We start from the raw sequence: 17,982 nt of genomic DNA on the forward strand, positions 1-17,982 counted from the left end.
ATTGGTGTTCATATTTAATTAATGTATAATATCTGATTATCCAATCAAAGATAATTTTGGCACAATCACACAAAAATAAATAAATTTATTTCAATATGCTGAAATCAAAAATAAATTTGATGTTATGTTTATGAAATCTAATAATTTCATTTATGATACAGCTAAACTCACAGACAAAAATCATACCATAAAAGCTCTTTATAAAGCAGATATTTATCTATAAAAATTCTTAGTTAAGCTGTTTTTCTTTAAAATAATTTTTAAATCTTTATATATCAATCTTTTTCAATGAACTGTTTATTTTTTTTCCTAAAAGTCATACGTCAAGTTTTTGTAATTCATTAAATATTTAGTCAAAAATATCAATTATTTTCTCATATTCAAAACCTTTACTCATCAAATGTTTTATAGTCTTGGTTTTTTTTTGATATTCTTTCAAGCCAGTTTGCTTAGAATAATAATCATCAAACATCTTTCTGATAGTTTTTTCATAATCAGCGTCATCAATCTCATCAAAACATGAATTGATTAACTTCTCAGAAATCTGTTTCTGCTTCAGATTCATTTTAATTTTGGTCTTTCCCCAATGTTTGATGTAAAATTTACCTCTGATATAACTTCGTGTAAACCTTTCTTCATTCAGATAATTTTCTTTCAGCAGGTATAAAATAATTTCTTCCTTCGCTTCATCTATGAGCAGGAATTCTCTCATCTTCTGTTCCACTTCAGCATGACAGCGATCCTGGTAAACACAGTAATTGACCAGCTTCTGTTTTATTTCCTCGAAAGTATAAGATTTCTTTTCCATGTAATAAAAAAAGAATGAGCAGTTGCCCATTCTTTATATGATATCGGAATGTCTGTTAGTAATTAAACAGAGCTTTACCTTCCATTAATTCGTTTACTTTTTTTCTTACAGATCCAATCACTTCTTCATTTTTGATATTGTCTACTACTTCAGAAATAAGTCCCGCAATAGTATCCATATCATTTTCTTTCAATCCTCTTGTTGTGATAGCTGCAGTTCCCAATCTGATACCAGATGTTGTAAATGGTGACTTGTCATCAAAAGGAACCATATTTTTGTTACATGTAATATCAGCAAGTACTAATGCTTTTTCGGTTTCTTTACCGTTTACTCCTTTATTTCTAAGGTCTACCAGCATCAGGTGATTATCTGTACCTCCGCTTACGATATCAAAACCTCTGTTGATCATTGCTTTTGATAGTGCCTGAGCATTTGCTTTAACCTGTTTTGCATACGTTTCAAACTGAACATCCAGAGCTTCCCCAAAAGCTACAGCTTTACCAGCAATCACGTGCTCAAGCGGTCCTCCCTGAATACCTGGAAATACAGCCCCATCCAGCACCTGGCTCATCATTTTGATTTCACCTTTTGGCGTTTTGTGACCATATGTATTTTCAAAGTCTTTCCCCATCATGATCATTCCTCCTCTTGGGCCTCTAAGGGTCTTGTGAGTTGTAGTTGTTACTACATGACAGTGCTCGAATGGAGAATTTAATAACCCTTTTGCTACTAAACCAGCCGGGTGAGCTATATCAGCCCAAAGGGTAGCTCCCACTTCATCTGCCACTTCTCTGAATTTAGCATAATCTAAATCTCTTGAATAGGCTGAGAAACCTGCAATAAGCATTTTTGGTTTTTCTCTCAACGCTACTTCTCTCATTTGATCATAATCAATAAGACCTGTTTCCTGCTGAACTCCGTAAGAAACTACGTTATATTGAATCCCTGAAAAGTTCACTGCTGAACCGTGGGTAAGGTGTCCTCCCATTGAAAGGTCCATTCCCATAATTTTATCACCAGGTTTCAAAACTGCAAGATAAATGGCTGCATTCGCCTGAGAACCGGAATGTGGCTGAACATTCACATAATCTACTCCGAAAAGCTCCTTAGCTCTGTTGATGGCTAAAGTTTCAACCTCATCTACTACTTCACATCCTCCGTAATATCTTTTTCCGGGATATCCTTCAGCATATTTATTTGTCAGTACACTTCCCATTGCTTTCATCACGTTTTCAGAAACAAAATTTTCTGATGCGATAAGCTCTAATCCATGGGTTTGTCTTTGTCTTTCCTTTTCAATCAGGTCGAAAATAATATCCATTTTACTTTTAGTTTTTGAAATTTTCACCCCAAATGTACGGAATTTTCGTCGAGATTTCTCTATTGCAAAAATGATTTTTAAACACTAAAAAATGAAAACATTCATCAATAAATCCAACATTATGATTGTTTTAATGAGATGAGATTGTTTCTAAAATTCTTCATCTGAAAGCTCCTTATTAACCACGGCACCTGCAAAATTTCCCTGTGCAACTGCATTGGCTACGGAGCGCATCATGGTTACATTATCTCCACAGGCAAATACTCCCGGAACATTTGTTTTCTGCATTGCATCTACTTTAATGAAACCTTGTTCCGTCAGCTCACATCCCAGATCAGCAGATACATTTAGATTTTGTTCGAAAGGAATTTTAGCATATAAAGCTTTTAAAGAAACTTCTTTCCCGTTTTTGAAAATAATTTTCTGAACAGATCCGTTATCATGCTCTATTTTTTCAATCTCATCTTCATTAAGATTAATTTTATTCTGAGCCAGTTTCTTTATTTGTTCATCAGTAAGGGAAGCCTTTCCATTCGTAAACAAGGTAAGGCTTTTGGTCAGATTAAAAATCAACTTTGAAAATTCGTAAGCGATATCTCCATTGGAAAGAATTCCTGTGATTTCATTTTTTACTTCATAGCCATGGCAGTATGGACAGTGTATCACAGAAATCCCCCAGCATTCTGCAAATCCGGGGATGTCAGGCATTACATCCCTCACTCCGGAAGCTATAATAAGTTTTTTAGAATTGAATTTTTCACCAGATGAAGTTTCAATTTTAAAACCGTCGCTGGTATTTTGTGTTTTCACAGCGGTTCCGTTATAGAAACTGACAGTATTGTATTTTTCAACATCTTTTTTTGCCAGTTTTGAAATTTCTGACGGTGTTTTCCCATCGTGAGTAACAAAGTTATGAGAATGTGGAGTCTGTCTGTTACAAGGTTTTCCATTATCAATGATCAAAACATTCCTTAAAGATCTTCCCAAAGACATTCCCGCAGATAATCCCGAATAACTTCCTCCTATTATGATAACATCAAAATTTTTATTTTCCATAGTTCAGTTGATAATTGATAATTGATAATTGATAATTGATAATTGATAATACAAAGGTAAAGCAAAATCAATTAATGCAATATAGTTGCAATAATACTTTTTATCTATTAGTTTTATTCCGTAAACAACTGATCATTTATCGCTTCTGCTGAAAAGCTATTTCCATTCATTTTTAACTTCGGTAATTTCGTCCTGAATTCTTTTATTGATATTTATTTTCGCTCCCTGAAGGCTGAAAATCGCTGTTCCTTTTTCTCTAGCATATGGATTGGTAATAGAATCCTTTAGTTCCGAAACTTCAAAAAATGAACCGGATTCATTAAGTTCTTTTCCTGCTTCGGTAGCATCTTTAACTCTGATTACATTTTTGTATTTCCTGTTTATATCTATCCAATTGATATAGTCTGCATTAAATGACATGGCTACAACACCCGCTTTTGAATAATAATTAATTGCTCCGGCCTGTCCGTAATTATCACATAAGACCATCGTAGTTCCGGTCTTTGCCAGTTTGGAATATTCTTTATCCACTTTTTGAGCCAGTTCTTTCCAACCCTGCATGTCAGCAAAATCCTGTGGTAAAGAATGATCTTTTCCATCTTCCCAACGAAGCAGCCCCAATTTTTTATACTCATCCGGGTAAGAGACTATATATTCAGGACTTTTATTCGGAAAGGCTACATTATATAAGGGAAGAAATAAAAGTATCGGAATCAGAATGCTGACGGGTTTCAAAAACCTCTTCCATCCTTTTTCAAATAGATGTCCAAGATAAACTGCACCAAAGGCAATATAAACGGGATAGAGTCCTATTGCATAGTAGTCTTTTGCTTTAAAAAATAAGAACAAGGTAATTGTAATACTATAGCTCCAAAAGAAAAACCGGAATTTCTCAAAAGGCTTATACAACAATAACGCTCCCCAGCCCGCTATGATAACAAAAATGACACCTATGAAAAAGAGAATCTGAGATTTCATAAAATCCACCCGGTCTACATGTACAAGCTGTCTTTCTGAAAGCTCTTTCATATGATGAATGACCGGAAAATGATTCTGATATTGCCATAAAAGGTTGGGAAAAACAATAATTAACACCAAAAGCGCTGCCCAATACGCATGAGAGAGCATAAAGATTTTTCTTTGCTTTGTTAACAGAAATGCAGGAATGAGTCCAAGGACGGCAAAAGCAATATTATATTTATTCAATATTCCTATTCCAAAAATGACTGCTCCCATGTAAATCCACTTAACTTTTTGGGAATTGAAATATTTAATCAAACTGTAATAAAGACACAGCCACAGGAAAATTTCCAGTGATGTGGGCTGGAATAACATATTTACCCGAAGAAGCACAGAAAATAGAATACCTGACGCAGTAAGTATTTTAGCAAAAAGGCTTCCTTTCAGTTCTTCAACAACTTTCCAGGCAATGACTATAGTCATTGCTCCAAATAAAGCAGGAAAGAACTTAACCCAGAATACGAAGTTTCCCAACATTTTAATGATCCACGCTATCCAAGAGTTGACAGGCGGAACTGAAAGATATCCCCATGCAAGATGATTCGCCTGATCGAGATGCAGATATTCATCCCTGTGAAGTTCATATTCAGGACTTATCAATGAATATTGAAGAGCAAATTTTGCAATGATAAAAAGAACGAGAATCCAATAGTCTTTTTTCATGGATATAATAGTTTGGAATTTAATGATAAGACAATTTAAACTTCTTTTCCGTTACACTGTTATATCAAACCTGTTATCAATAATTTCAGTTTTTATTTTCTGAATATTGTCAGACCAATATTTAATTTCGTCATTCTTTCCGGGACATTCCTCTATAAAAGTTTTCTGGCAGGTAGCTAAATATTCCTGATAGGTTTTCAACATATTATTCAGATACGCTTCATAGTCTTTGGGATTTTCAGGAATATACCCTATTCCATCGCAGCCGCATGAATGAAAACATTTTCCTGTTTTGAAAAGACTTTCTATAATCTTCCATTCTTTGACAGCTGTTTTTTTAGGAGCTTTGAAATCTTTCCCCAGATCAGCCATTATATTGCTGCATTCAGGGCATTTTATAGTCCGGTTTTCAATCTCTGAAACAATTTTTTGCAATTCTTTTGTTTCTACTTTCGTGAAAACATATCCTACATTCCGAATTGTCTTCCCTGGCTCATGGTATATTTTTTCTTTTTTGATCCGACGTAAAATATCACTACTATCTGCCTGCTTAAATGATTTCCGACATTTAAAACATGCATAATGTGATTTATAGGTTTTCCCAGCGTATCGACACATTTTCCATGGATTTATTTGATTCAAATATAGGAATTTACTCTTTTAAAAATTTTGACATAAAAAATCCCGGAGAAAAAGAATTCCTCCAGGATTACAGTTTAAAAGTGTATAGTGTAGTTTATTATTTTTTATTGGCTTTTTCTTTCAGCTCTTCTTTGTCTTTATCTGATGGGTTCCAAACTTTCACTTCAGTATCTTTTGTAATATTTGATCCGGGAAGAATCTGAACATTGATTCCGTCACTTGCTCCCAGTTTCACATATACTTTTTTGAATTTACCATCTTTTTGTTTGGTTTCTACAAAAGGAACATCTTTTCCTTGTTTCTTTTCATACTGCACTAAAGATTCATCCAATAATAATGCATTTTTCTGGGAACTCAAGACAATTTCACCATTCGCAGAAAAACCTGCTCTAATATACTCATTATTAGGATTACTTACGTTACCTTCTACCGGAAATTTAATAGTTCCTGCATTATCTTTTCCTTTAGGGGCAATCATGGTCAGTTTTCCAGGGAAAGTTTTGTTTTGTAATGCTCCGATTACAATATTCATATCCATTCCTTCTCTTAGTTTTCCTGCCTGTGCCTCATCAATTTCGCCTTTAAAGATCAGCACATTTAAATCTGCAACCGAGCAGATGGTAGTTCCCGCATTGAAGTTATTGGCTTCAATCACCTGGCTTCCTGCTTTAACAGGCACTTCAAGTACGGTACCTGAAGCTTTGGAACGAATCTCGGTAGTTGCCAACCCCTGACCTTTAAGTTCGGGAGTTGCTCCTGTTTTAGCGATCTGCAATCTTTTTTGAGCGGTATTCAATTGCTGCTGTGCATTTTTCAAAGTCTGCTGCTGAGAGAATAACTGCTGTTGAGAATTAAGAAACTCCTGTTTAGAAGCAACTCCCTGCTTGTAAAGTTTTTCCTGCATATCAAACTGCTTCTGCATATTTCCTACATTCATCTGGGCATTGCTGATCTGGATCTGTGCATTCTGAACTTCCTGCTGAGCTGCATTTACTTCAGAGATACTTGGAACAATTTTCACAGTAGCAATCAGCTGGCCTACTTCTACTTTATCTCCTTCTTTTACTAAGATTTTATCTATAATCCCCGCAATATTGGGTTTGATCTCAATTTCTTCTTTTGGAACAATTTTCCCTGTAGCCATTACCTTATCATCCATATTCTGAACAGTAGGCTTGCGGGTAAGGAAAGCCTCACCTTCGTTAGAGTTAGATTTTATAAGATAGCCAATCCCTGAGAATAATGCCACTGCAAATAAAAGCCCCAACACTATATAAATGGCTTTTTTCCAAGTGAATTTCTTTTTCATATGTATAGTTTATTTTTTATTAAATAAATTGAAAAATTAAAAGATTGATTGTTCATTGATCAACCGTTCTTCTTTATTTTCAAATTGATTCATTTTCAAATTAATTACTCTGTTCTTAATGCTTCAATAGGTTTAATCTTCACAGCTCTCTGCGCAGGAATCATCCCGATAACAAGTCCCAAAACCACCATTACTGCCATTGCCGCAAACACATTTCCATAGTTAACTGTCGGATTATAGAATGGGAATGAATCCTGGCCCTGAGTAACAGCATTAAGAATCATAAGTACAAAAATCCCAAACATAAAACCTATCAACCCCGAGGAGAGCGTAATAACAACACTTTCCAGCAAAATCTGATTTCTTACCTCAGCAGGTTTGGCACCTAACGCCCTTCTGATCCCGATTTCTTTGGTTCTTTCTTTTACTGTGATCAAAAGGATATTTGAAATAGCGATTACTCCTGCAAGGATAGTCAGTGTACCCACGATAATGGTCAGCAACTGCATTCCTGTAAGAAACCCTGTCAATTTTTTAAATTCTTTCCCAAGGTTGAAACTCCCGAAAGCGTTGGTATCTTCAGGGGACACTTTATTCTTTGTCTTTAAAGCGTACTTTACATCTTCTTCTACTGCATTAACATTTGCATTAGGCTTGCTTACAATAGCAAACATGTCGATCTGGTCTCCTGCATTATACATTTTCGTATACGTGGAAAGTGGAATAAAAGCAGTCTGGTCATTTTCAAATCCTCCTCCTTTTTTTACACGGAAAACCCCGATTACATTAAAAAACAGTCCTTTAATATTGATAGACTTCCCTATTGGGTTTTCTTTTTTCTTGGAATCGAAGAAATTTTTATAAATTTCTTCTCCTATCACCACTACATTTTTATTCCCGGAAACATCGGCATCATTGATATAGCGTCCGAAGATCAGTTTCTTTTCCGAAATTTTGTTTCCTACAGAATAATCTCCGGTAAGCGAATAGGTTCCATTCTTCCCGTTTCTTGACATGCTTTCCCCCGGTGTTCCGGTAAAGCTTCCTCTGGCATTCTGCGGCGAAATATAATCTATGGCTGTTACTTTTCTTTTCAGCATTTCCATATCATTCAGGTTCAGGTGAACTTCTCTTCCTTTAGGAAATCCTTCGTACGGAATAGATGTTTTCTGTGCCCACAGGAAGATGGAATTGGTAGCAAAACCGGAAAATAGTTTATCAAAACCATTTTCCATTCCTTTTGCAGCTCCAAGAAGGCTCACATACAAAAACATTCCCCATCCTACGCCAATCATGGTAAGAAATGTCCGGAGTTTATTATTCCTCAATGAATAATAAATTTCCTGCCAAGTGTCTTTTTTAAATATGATATTCACCTTTCTGAATTATAAGTTATAAATAATGAATCCCATTAATCTGTTATCTTCTTATTTGCTTTTTTCAACTTTCGTTTATCGCAAATTATTCTGTTCTCAATGCTTCTATCGGTTTAATTCTTGAGGCTCTGTATGCGGGAACAAATCCTGCAATCAGTCCAGAGAAAATCAGTGCAATGAATGCCATAATGATGGATCCCCAGCCTACACTTGGGTTTTTAATGAAAAACTCTTCAAGGCTGTTCCCGATAAGATTTAATGTCAAAACACCTACTCCTACTCCAACAAGCCCGGATATAACTGTAATCACAACACTTTCCTGAACAATAAGCCCTACAATTCCAGCTGGCTTTGCACCAATAGCTTTTCTTACTCCGATCTCTTTGGTTCTTTCTTTAACAATGTATACCATAATGTTACTGATCCCGATAATTCCGGCAAGTAATGTTCCCAGTCCGATAAATCCTACAATTGCTGTAAGTACCGCCATGAATGTAAAGGTGTCATTCATATTTTTGGCGTTATTCCAGACACGGACACCATTCTCATCATCGGGAGAAACATTTTTTCTCGCTTTTAATTTATCTTTAAGCTCATCACCATACTTAATGGCCTGATCCGGAGTCAGTTTCTCATTGTATGTTATATAAGCTATATTTACTGTATCAGATCCTTTCTTCATCTGCTGTAAAGTGGTGATGGGTACTGTGATATGTCTCTCATCTCGATCTCCGCCATCATCGGAAAAAACTCCGATAACCTTATACATTGTTCCGTTAATATCAAGTTCTTTTCCTATTGGGCTTCCATTTTTGATCAAGTCCCGCTGAACCATTCTTCCAATGACCGCAACATTTAATTTTCTTTCCAGATCTTTCGCTGTAATATACCTCCCATCAATAACTTTTCTGTTTTCAATGACCTGTTCACCAGGTTCAGCACCATTAATCTGATAAAGACCACTTTCTTTTCCATATTTTACCATTAAACTGGCACTATATCTCGGACTGGAAGGCCCCGCTTTTTCCTTATCCGTATTAATTAAAAAATCATAGTCTGAGTTATTCATTGTTATATTTCGGTCAGACTGAAGACCTTTATAAGCTAAAGAGGCTTTTCCTGTGGAAAAAATAATAAGATTTTTAGCATCTCCTGCAAATCCTTCAGAAAAAGCATTCTGAAGTCCTCTTCCAATTCCAAAAAGGACGATGAAAATAAACAGTCCCAAAGCTACAGTAAACCCTGAAAGTACCGTCCGAAGTACATTACTCCGGATAGAACTGAATATTTCCTGCCAACGATCTAGGTCAAACATATTTTTTATTTTTTTACTGTGTAAAAAAGTCAATTAGCTGCGCTCTCAATTTTCTTCGAAGTCAATTAACCTTGTTGTCAATTTGTCCTTCATCAGACTTCAGTTACGAACCTAATTAATTTTCACATTTCTAATCACTTTTCAACATTTTACTTAATAAGATAAATGCTGTTTTTATTAAATTACCAATTTTTGTTAATTCTTCTATTTTAATATACTTACACTCTATAACAATATCAAAACAAGAATCTAACTCAATAACCGAACCTCTGGCAATTTCAAAATATCTTTTCCTTTCTAATTCAGATCTTCTCGAGCATCCCTCGGTAATATTTACCACTGAAGTAGAAGCTCTTCCTATCTGGTCAATTACATTAAACTTTTCATGATCAGGAATTTTAGATAAAGCCTTGTAACATTCTATTCTTAATTCTCTGGCTGATTGATATACGTCAAGCTTATAATGGTTCAGATTTAAAAACATTTTTATTTTTTTTCATATTCATTTGTGTGTATTATAAATTATTTGTCTTCCTCATTGTAGAATTCACTTGCGAAGCAAAATTGACCATTCACTATTCACTTATAGTACAATCTGCTTAATAAACTCATCACTTTCAATAATCCCGTCCTTCAGGACTACATTTCTTTTGGTCTGTGCAGCCACATCAGGTTCGTGGGTTACAACGATTATTGTTTTTCCTTCATTATTGATATCCTGAAGAAGTTTCATAATATCATGGGTAGTTTTGGAATCGAGTGCTCCGGTAGGCTCATCTGCAAGTACTACCTTTGGATTGGTAATCAAAGCTCTTGCAATGGCTACTCTCTGCTTCTGTCCTCCGGAAAGTTCACTTGGAAGGTGGTTTGCCCACTGAGCCAGTCCTACTTTTTCCAGATACTCCAGCGCTTTCTGATTTCGTTCTTTTCGCGGCACATTCTGATAATACAGTGGAAGTGCTACATTCTCCAAAGCTGTTTTATAATTGATAAGATTGAAAGACTGAAAAATAAATCCTAAAAACCGGCTTCTATATTCTGCAGCTTTTACCTCAGATAAATGTTCAATGGGAACTCCGTCCAATTCATAGGTTCCTGAATCTTTTTCATCCAGAATTCCAATAATATTAAGTAGTGTAGATTTTCCGGAACCGGAACTTCCCATAATAGAAACAAACTCTCCTTCAGAAATATTCAGATTAATTCCTTTAAGAACATGAAGTTTGCTTTTGCCTGTATCGTATGACTTATTTAAATCCTGAATTACTAACATTAAGTGATGTATGTTTTATACCCAATAAGTAGATCATATTTTCAAATTGTTACAAGAATAAAAATTTATTCAAATATTTTTTTGTTTAACAAATTATCCCTTTATTAATAATACTTTATATAAAATTGTTTAACTGTAACTTCACATTTCAATGTATTTATCCTCAAGATTGCTGTTTAGCCTATTATACGAGGCTGTTTCATGTAAATGTGGAAAACTTTTCCGGCTAAAAGTCAGCCGATTAGTATTTACCCCTTTCAAAATCAGTTCTTTTTTTCGAACTTTGCTATTAGTTCTTTACAAGAAATATGGATTTGCAAAAGTGGATAACTTTAATTCACAATCTGCAGAAAAACAAAAACTTAAGTATTTCCGGAACGTTATCCACAAGGATCTAAATTATTTAATTATAAAGATATTTAATATGGGAATTTTTGATAAAAGAGTAAGCTATAAGCCATTTGAATACCCGGAGGTTCTTCAATTTGTAGAAGCCATCAACAAATCGTTCTGGGTACATTCGGAAGTGGACTTTACTGCAGATGTTCAGGATTTTCATTCGCAGTTGGAACCACACGAAAAGCATGCTGTGAAGAATGCGCTGTTAGCCATTGCACAGATCGAGGTGTCTGTAAAGACATTCTGGGGAAATTTATACAACCACTTACCAAAGCCGGAATTCAATGGATTAGGATCTACTTTTGCAGAATGCGAGTTCCGTCATTCTGAAGCATATTCCCGTTTATTAGAGGTTTTAGGATATAACGACGAGTTCCTTAACGTGATCGAAATTCCTGCTGTAAAAGGTAGAATCGAGTTTCTTGGAAATGCTTTAAAGCATGCTAATTCTGCTACACCGAAAGAATATGTTTCCGCTTTATTGTTATTCAGTATTTTAGTGGAAAACGTTTCTCTTTTCTCGCAGTTTGCCATCATCCTTTCTTTCACAAGATTCAAAGGTTTCATGAAAAATGTTTCCAATATCATTGCATGGACTTCAGTAGATGAGCAGATTCACGCCAATGCAGGAATTTACCTGATCAACAAAATCCGTGAAGAACAACCTGACTTATTAACAGACAGCGATATTGAAGATATCTATACCCTTGTAGATGAGTCTATCGCAAGAGAAGGCGACATCCTTAGCTGGATCTTTGAATTGGGAGAAATCGACAACGTTTCTAAAGAAGACCTGTTAAACTTTATGAAATACCGTGTAGATGACAGTTTGAAGAAAATCAACATGAAAACAAGATACAACATTACTCCTGAGCAATATAGACCAATGGTATGGTTCGAGGAGGAAGTTTTTGCCAATTCATTAGATGATTTCTTTGCCAAAAGACCTGTAGACTATACGAAACACGATAAAAGTATTACAGCAAACGATTTGTTTTAATCCGGGCGCGAGCGCAGCGAGCGTCAGTGCAGTCAGTATAAGGAGTAATTCTTTTCTGGTATTATAAGAATACAGTTCATTAAATAAAGCACAAATATCAAGGGAATGATTAATGTAATAGTAACTTATACGGTAAACCCCGACTTTGTTCCAAACAATAAAGCTAATATCCAAAAGTTTCTGGAAGATTTCAAAAATTTAGATCCTTCCACCTTTGAGTATAAAGTTTTTGTAAAGGAAGATGGTGTTACTTTCGTACATTATTCAAACTACATCAATGAAGAAGTTCAGCATGAGGTTTTGAATGTTCCGTCTTTTAAAGAATTTCAGAGATTAAGAGATGAAAGCGGACTGAACGGTTCCCACAAAGTAGAAATTTTACAATCAATACAATAAAAAAACAAAATTCCGGAGTGATCTCTTCATTCCGGAATTCGAAAATATAACATCTATGGAAGAGCAAAATTCAAATATATGGTGGCTCAATGAAGAGTCTGAGCAGATGCTTAACAGAGGATATCTGTTGAAAGGTGAAACAGTAGACGGAGCAATCGACAGAATCACAACTGCTGCTGCAAAAAGGTTATACAAACCTGAACTTCAACCGGCATTCAAAGAAATGATTACGAAAGGATGGATCAGTTTCTCTTCTCCTGTATGGGCTAATATGGGAACTCAGAGAGGTCTTCCTATCTCATGTTTCAACGTTCACATTCCGGACAGTATTGAAGGAATTACCCACAAAATGGGTGAAGTGATCATGCAGACTAAAATCGGAGGAGGTACTTCAGGATATTTCGGAGAATTGAGAAACAGAGGAACAGCTGTAACTGACAACGGAAAGTCTTCAGGAGCAGTTTCATTCATGAAGCTTTTCGATACAGCTATGGATGTTGTTTCTCAGGGAGGGGTAAGAAGAGGAGCTTTTGCTGCTTACTTAGATATTGACCACGGAGATATTGAAGAATTTTTATCTATTAAAGATATCGGTAGCCCGATTCAGAACCTGTTCACCGGAGTATGTGTTCCGGATTACTGGATGCAGGATATGATTGACGGTGATATGGAAAAGCGTAAAGTCTGGGCAAGAGTATTGGAAAGCCGTCAGCAAAAAGGTCTTCCTTATATTTTCTTTACGGACAACGTAAACAGAAATAAGCCACAGGTTTATAAAGATTTAGGGATGACGGTAAATGCAAGTAACCTTTGTTCTGAAATCATGCTTCCATCTACTATGGAAGAGTCTTTCATCTGCTGTCTGTCTTCCATGAACCTTGAACTATATGATGAATGGAAGGATACAGATGCTGTAAAGCTTGCTATCTACTTCCTGGATGCTGTTTTATCTGAATTCATTGATAAAACTGAGGGTAACTATTACCTACAGGGAGCAAGAAACTTCGCAATGCGTCACAGAGCCCTTGGATTAGGAGTGTTAGGATACCATTCATATTTACAGAAAAATATGATTCCATTTGAAAGCTTCGAAGCAACTCAGTTCAACGCAAGAGCTTTCAGACATATCAAAGAACAGGCTGAGCAGGCTTCAAGAGAGCTTGCCAACATTTATGGTGAACCGGAAGTACTAAAAGGATACGGATTGAGAAATACCACAACAATGGCTATTGCTCCTACTACCTCAAGTTCCGCAATTTTGGGACAAACTTCTCCGGGAATCGAGCCTTTTGCTTCCAACTACTATAAAGCAGGTCTTGCTAAAGGGAACTTTATGCGTAAAAACAAATACCTTGCAAAATTACTGGAAGAAAAAGGACTGGATAACGAGGAAACATGGAGAACGATAATGCTCAACCATGGATCTGTACAGCACCTGAATGAGCTTACTCCTGAAGAGAAGGCAGTATTCAAAACATTCAAAGAAATTTCTCCAATGGAAATTATCTCTCAGGCAGCACAAAGACAGCAATATATTGACCAGGCACAGTCTCTGAATCTTCAGATCCCTTCTACAATGCCTGTAAAAGATGTTAACTACCTTTATATTGAAGCATGGAAAAAAGGAGTTAAAACACTTTACTACCAGAGAAGTTCATCAGTTTCAAAAGAAATGATGGTTAACTTCGTATCATGCTCAAGCTGCGAAGCATAGATCAAGTAATAAACACGCTATATTTACAAAAGCATACCGCAAGGTGTGCTTTTGACGTTTTATATTTGAATGAAGTCAATTTAATTTGTTCGCCCGGGGATTACACAGACTTTCTCAGATCTTTTCTATAGTATTAATAAGTTTTGGCTAAAGCCGATGGATATTATTGTTTATTTTATGAAAACGGGCTAAAGCCCGTTCCTATTGAATTATTACCACTTATATATACTAGTCTTTGATTAACCGCAGATCACAAGGATTTTCACAAATGATTGTATTAATATACTTACTGATTTTAATAAAGATAAACTGCAATTTTCTGTATCAGCAATCTATCATTCATCAATAATTACTTATAAATAAAAAGGTCCGGAAAGAAAATCCGGACCTTTGAAAAGAATTATGAAGTAAAATGTAAAAGCGTTGTTAAAAATTATATCTCACCCCAAGCTGTGCCTGAAATCTTGATGCAAACTGATCAATAGTATAAGGCAGTCCCGGTGTTTTGAAGTTGTAAGTAGGATCTCCTGCAGAAGGCTGTCCTGCTGCTACATTTCCTACTTTTGTCAACCCGACACTTGCTGTAGAGTTGAAAGTATTAGGAACAAAATAAACTTTACCCCAATCCCTATTCAGTAGATTGGTGAAATTGATGATACTCAATGAGATCTGAATATTATTCTTAGATTTCTTGCTCAACCTGATTTCATCCATGATTCTGATATCCGCCTGAATGTTCCATGGAGTAAAATCTCCGTTTCTTTCTGTGAATTTACCTCGTCTGGATTTCAGATAGTCGTTACTGTTAATAAAGTTTTCGTAATCAGCAATCTGCTGCTGAGCAGTTACCAAAACATTTCCTGAGGCATCTTTTATAGGAACTATATATTTGGAGGCTTCTGCAGCATCTTTAAAGATATACGCAAGTCCGGCAGCCTGTCCTGTATTGGCAATGGTACTGTTCACAAATCCCCATGAAAAAGGATTTCCCGATTGAGCATTAAAATATACATTGGTGTATAATCTGTTCATATCAGAGATATTAAAGGCATATCCAAGATTGGCCACTACTCTGTTTTTGATGGCGAAATTAGATGTTGTGAGCTTCGGATCGTTAGGAGTAAGAGACTGGTTCATCTGCCAGTTACTTTCCATTGAGTTTCGGATACCATTGGTAATATCTTTAGCATCCCCGTAAGTGTAGGCTACAAAGAAATTGAATCCGAAATCATAGGATTTTGAAAGCTGTGCTGTTAAATTGTAACGATATCCTTCTTTTGTATTGGATAAAAGATATGCATTGGAAAAATTACTGTTGATATTGGTTGTATAGATCGGCATTTCATGATTCACATCATAGCTGTAATATGTCACATTATCTGTTTTATTTACCTGTTGGAATTTCAGGTCATAAAGCACCTTCGTATAAATTCCTTCTAAGGTTAATTTATATCCGGCCAGCGTATAATCGAAAGCTAAAGAGCTTCTCCAGACTCTTGGCATTTTAAAATTATTGTCAATAAGGTCTACCTGAACTTTTGACGAATTCTGCCATTTCGGGAAATTGGCACTATTCAACGGATCTCCGTTGGCAGCAAGCTGTGCAGGTGTTGGTGAATTGTAGTCATAACTTCCGAAACCTACCCCGTCATTGTAATAAGCATATCCTAGCCATGCGAAAGGAATTCTTCCCACAAAAATACCTGAGCCTCCTCTCAGCACCATAGACCTGTTCTCAGTAAGATCAATGGTAAATCCAAGTCTTGGCGAGAATGTCGGCTTATTCAGATAGTTGTTGGTAAGCTGGTTTAACGGAGTATTATTGTAAGTATTTCCAGCGTTTGGATCCTGAGGAGAATTGCTTACCAATGGACTCAACTGCGGTTTATTCGGTAAGTCTGTGTAATCTACTCTTACTCCCGGTGAAAGTCTTACTCTTCCCCAATTGATCTCATCCTGAAGATACAGAGAAAGCAGATTCACCTTATATTGAGCATAAGGATTATCAAAAAGGGTCTGTCTGCTGTCTCCGTTGAAAGGATAAGTTCCTCTTATTCTGGCGGGAGTTCCGTTATAAAAATCATTCAGGCTTTTATAGGAAATTCTTCCGTTCAGGGCATTTACAAAACCATAGTTGATATTGTATAATTCATTGTGAGTTCCCAACAGGAAGGTATGATTTCCTTTTTTATAGGTAAGGTTATCCGTGATTTCAAAAGTTTTCTGCTTCATATTGAAAACAGTGGCTTCTCTGTCATTACCCAACAGGATTGTTCCTCCGTTGTAAGCAATCTCCACCTGTGGAAACATCGCATTTCCCGAAGTAGGATCTCTGTAATCATGAATAGAAGAATAACCCAAGACTAAATTATTACTCCATTGATCATTAAAACGGCTTTTTAATTCAAGTGTAGTGGTAGATGCTGTGTTTTTCTGAACGAAATCCATACTGGAGAATCTGAAGTTGGCTCCGTCTCTTTCCAGATTGGACGCCTGTGAAAATACGGTATTGTTTTTAATGGATAAAGTATGTTTATCATTAATTTTCCAATCTAACTTATTGAAAAGTTTAGAGCTTTCAGAGAAGTTATTGTACTGGTTAAAACTTCCGACATTGAATCCGTACTTATTGCGTACGAAGTCTGAAATTTGCTGGGCAACCTGTTCATTCACCAATGCTCCCGGATCATTGGCATTATAGAATACAGGATCTGTCCTTTTGGTATATTCCAGGTTTGTAAATAAAAACACTTTGTCTCTTACAACCGGTAATCCGACTCTTCCACCATAAATAAAGTCCTGGAAATCGCTGGGCATCTTAGAATTATCTCCTACCCTGTTTCTACCGGTAATTGCAGCATTTCTTCCGTATGCATAAATTGAACCTGTAACATCGTTACTCCCGCTTCGGGTAACGGCATTAATACTTCCTCCAAGGAAATTCCCCAGTTTCACATCATAAGGCGCAATATACACCTGCACATCCTGAATAGCATCCAGACTTATAGAATTGGAACGGGTACTGCTTCCGGGCATTCCGGAAGTCCCTGTCTGCCCTCCCAATGAAGGACTGAAACCAATAGCGTCATTATTGATAGAACCATCAATAGTCACGTTATTATAACGGAAATTAGTTCCGTTGAAAGAGTTGTTGGCACTCTGAGGAATTAGCTTGGTAACATCCTGAATGCCTCGGTTAATATTCGGAAGACCTGAAATCTGAGCCTGACTGATTCCTACTCCATATTTTGCTGTGGTCTTTTTAGAAGTGATTTTTACCTCATCAATTGTTTTCTCTTTACTTCCTACATCTACTACAGGCAAGTCGTTATTTCCTAAAGAAAGTTGCAGATTCGGATTTTCATAGATTACCTGTGATCCGTCAGATATTTCAATTTTATAAGGGCCTCCCGGCTGAAGATTATCTAAGCTGAACTGACCTTTGCTGTTACTTTTCGTTTCAAAGGTACTATTGGTAGGAATATGTACTACCTTCACTGTAACTTCGGAAGAAATTCCCTTTAATCTTCCAAAAATTTTAGAGCTGGTTTCCTGTGAAAATGCAAACCCGAAAGATAACAGAGCAAAAGCACAGATGATTTTTTTCTTCATATTTTTATTCGCTATAAACTTGGTGTAAAATTATATCTAGTAAAAATGAAATGTGGTAACACAGAATTAACATTACGT

The 17,982-nt window shown here is 36.1% G+C and carries 14 protein-coding genes; 3 read left to right on the forward strand and 11 right to left on the reverse strand.

The window, feature by feature from the left end; translation table 11 throughout:
• Window positions 1-349 precede the first annotated feature (349 nt).
• The 10 genes from EL165_RS11290 to EL165_RS11335 form a co-directional block, all read right to left on the reverse strand.
• Complete coding sequence (locus EL165_RS11290; protein ID WP_002977053.1) at window positions 350-808, reverse strand: regulatory protein RecX; 459 nt, start codon at window positions 806-808, stop codon at window positions 350-352.
• A gap of 55 nt (window positions 809-863) precedes the next feature.
• On the reverse strand, window positions 864-2,129 hold the full coding sequence (glyA, locus tag EL165_RS11295; RefSeq protein WP_002977050.1) for a serine hydroxymethyltransferase: 1,266 nt from the start codon (window positions 2,127-2,129) through the stop codon (window positions 864-866).
• Between the two features lie 150 nt (window positions 2,130-2,279).
• Complete coding sequence (locus tag EL165_RS11300; protein WP_002977048.1) at window positions 2,280-3,185, reverse strand: NAD(P)/FAD-dependent oxidoreductase; 906 nt, start codon at window positions 3,183-3,185, stop codon at window positions 2,280-2,282.
• 156 nt (window positions 3,186-3,341) lie between these two features.
• Window positions 3,342-4,868 carry a glycosyltransferase family 39 protein gene (locus EL165_RS11305; RefSeq protein ID WP_002977045.1) on the reverse strand — a complete coding sequence of 509 codons (1,527 nt, stop codon included), beginning with the start codon at window positions 4,866-4,868 and terminating at the stop codon, window positions 3,342-3,344.
• A 51-nt stretch (window positions 4,869-4,919) separates the two neighbouring features.
• Entirely contained in the window at window positions 4,920-5,486 is a 567-nt protein-coding gene (locus EL165_RS11310) for a hypothetical protein (RefSeq protein WP_002977043.1), read from the reverse strand.
• Between the two features lie 121 nt (window positions 5,487-5,607).
• On the reverse strand, window positions 5,608-6,819 hold the full coding sequence (locus tag EL165_RS11315) for an efflux RND transporter periplasmic adaptor subunit (RefSeq protein ID WP_002977042.1): 1,212 nt from the start codon (window positions 6,817-6,819) through the stop codon (window positions 5,608-5,610).
• Window positions 6,820-6,923: 104 nt separating this feature from the next.
• Window positions 6,924-8,195, reverse strand: a complete 1,272-nt coding sequence (locus tag EL165_RS11320; protein WP_002977039.1) for an ABC transporter permease — start codon at window positions 8,193-8,195, stop codon at window positions 6,924-6,926.
• An 85-nt stretch (window positions 8,196-8,280) separates the two neighbouring features.
• Complete coding sequence (locus EL165_RS11325) at window positions 8,281-9,510, reverse strand: ABC transporter permease (RefSeq protein WP_002977037.1); 1,230 nt, start codon at window positions 9,508-9,510, stop codon at window positions 8,281-8,283.
• A 130-nt stretch (window positions 9,511-9,640) separates the two neighbouring features.
• A complete protein-coding gene (locus EL165_RS11330) occupies window positions 9,641-9,994 on the reverse strand; it encodes a four helix bundle protein (protein ID WP_002977035.1) in 354 nt (117 codons plus the stop codon).
• A gap of 99 nt (window positions 9,995-10,093) precedes the next feature.
• Window positions 10,094-10,783, reverse strand: a complete 690-nt coding sequence (locus EL165_RS11335) for an ABC transporter ATP-binding protein (protein WP_002977033.1) — start codon at window positions 10,781-10,783, stop codon at window positions 10,094-10,096.
• Window positions 10,784-11,207: 424 nt separating this feature from the next.
• On the opposite strand from EL165_RS11335, the gene EL165_RS11340 reads away from it, so the two are divergent.
• The 3 genes from EL165_RS11340 to EL165_RS11350 all read left to right on the forward strand — a co-directional run bounded on the left by EL165_RS11340 (window position 11,208) and on the right by EL165_RS11350 (window position 14,292).
• The gene (locus tag EL165_RS11340; protein ID WP_041461620.1) at window positions 11,208-12,182 is read left to right on the forward strand and encodes a ribonucleotide-diphosphate reductase subunit beta; all 975 of its coding nucleotides are present in this window, start codon (window positions 11,208-11,210) and stop codon (window positions 12,180-12,182) included.
• A 105-nt stretch (window positions 12,183-12,287) separates the two neighbouring features.
• A complete protein-coding gene (locus tag EL165_RS11345) occupies window positions 12,288-12,578 on the forward strand; it encodes a hypothetical protein (protein ID WP_002977029.1) in 291 nt (96 codons plus the stop codon).
• 55 nt (window positions 12,579-12,633) lie between these two features.
• Entirely contained in the window at window positions 12,634-14,292 is a 1,659-nt protein-coding gene (locus EL165_RS11350; RefSeq protein WP_002977026.1) for a ribonucleoside-diphosphate reductase subunit alpha, read from the forward strand.
• Between the two features lie 426 nt (window positions 14,293-14,718).
• Here the strand turns inward: EL165_RS11350 and EL165_RS11355 are convergent, their stop codons facing one another.
• Complete coding sequence (locus EL165_RS11355; protein ID WP_002977023.1) at window positions 14,719-17,904, reverse strand: TonB-dependent receptor; 3,186 nt, start codon at window positions 17,902-17,904, stop codon at window positions 14,719-14,721.
• Between the last annotated feature and the right edge of the window lie 78 nt (window positions 17,905-17,982).

The sequence above is a fragment of the Chryseobacterium gleum genome (assembly GCF_900636535.1).
GTDB lineage: Bacteria > Bacteroidota > Bacteroidia > Flavobacteriales > Weeksellaceae > Chryseobacterium > Chryseobacterium gleum.

Bases quoted from the DNA above. Each gene is read 5' to 3' on its own strand.
- EL165_RS11290 (WP_002977053.1), bottom strand. From the start codon at position 808: ATGGAAAAGAAATCTTATACTTTCGAGGAAATAAAACAGAAGCTGGTC.
- glyA (WP_002977050.1), bottom strand. From the start codon at position 2,129: ATGGATATTATTTTCGACCTGATTGAAAAGGAAAGACAAAGACAAACC.
- EL165_RS11300 (WP_002977048.1), bottom strand. From the start codon at position 3,185: ATGGAAAATAAAAATTTTGATGTTATCATAATAGGAGGAAGTTATTCG.
- EL165_RS11305 (WP_002977045.1), bottom strand. From the start codon at position 4,868: ATGAAAAAAGACTATTGGATTCTCGTTCTTTTTATCATTGCAAAATTT.
- EL165_RS11310 (WP_002977043.1), bottom strand. From the start codon at position 5,486: ATGTGTCGATACGCTGGGAAAACCTATAAATCACATTATGCATGTTTT.
- EL165_RS11315 (WP_002977042.1), bottom strand. From the start codon at position 6,819: ATGAAAAAGAAATTCACTTGGAAAAAAGCCATTTATATAGTGTTGGGG.
- EL165_RS11325 (WP_002977037.1), bottom strand. From the start codon at position 9,510: ATGTTTGACCTAGATCGTTGGCAGGAAATATTCAGTTCTATCCGGAGT.
- EL165_RS11330 (WP_002977035.1), bottom strand. From the start codon at position 9,994: ATGTTTTTAAATCTGAACCATTATAAGCTTGACGTATATCAATCAGCC.
- EL165_RS11335 (WP_002977033.1), bottom strand. From the start codon at position 10,783: ATGTTAGTAATTCAGGATTTAAATAAGTCATACGATACAGGCAAAAGC.
- EL165_RS11340 (WP_041461620.1), top strand. From the start codon at position 11,208: ATGGGAATTTTTGATAAAAGAGTAAGCTATAAGCCATTTGAATACCCG.
- EL165_RS11345 (WP_002977029.1), top strand. From the start codon at position 12,288: ATGATTAATGTAATAGTAACTTATACGGTAAACCCCGACTTTGTTCCA.
- EL165_RS11350 (WP_002977026.1), top strand. From the start codon at position 12,634: ATGGAAGAGCAAAATTCAAATATATGGTGGCTCAATGAAGAGTCTGAG.
- EL165_RS11355 (WP_002977023.1), bottom strand. From the start codon at position 17,904: ATGAAGAAAAAAATCATCTGTGCTTTTGCTCTGTTATCTTTCGGGTTT.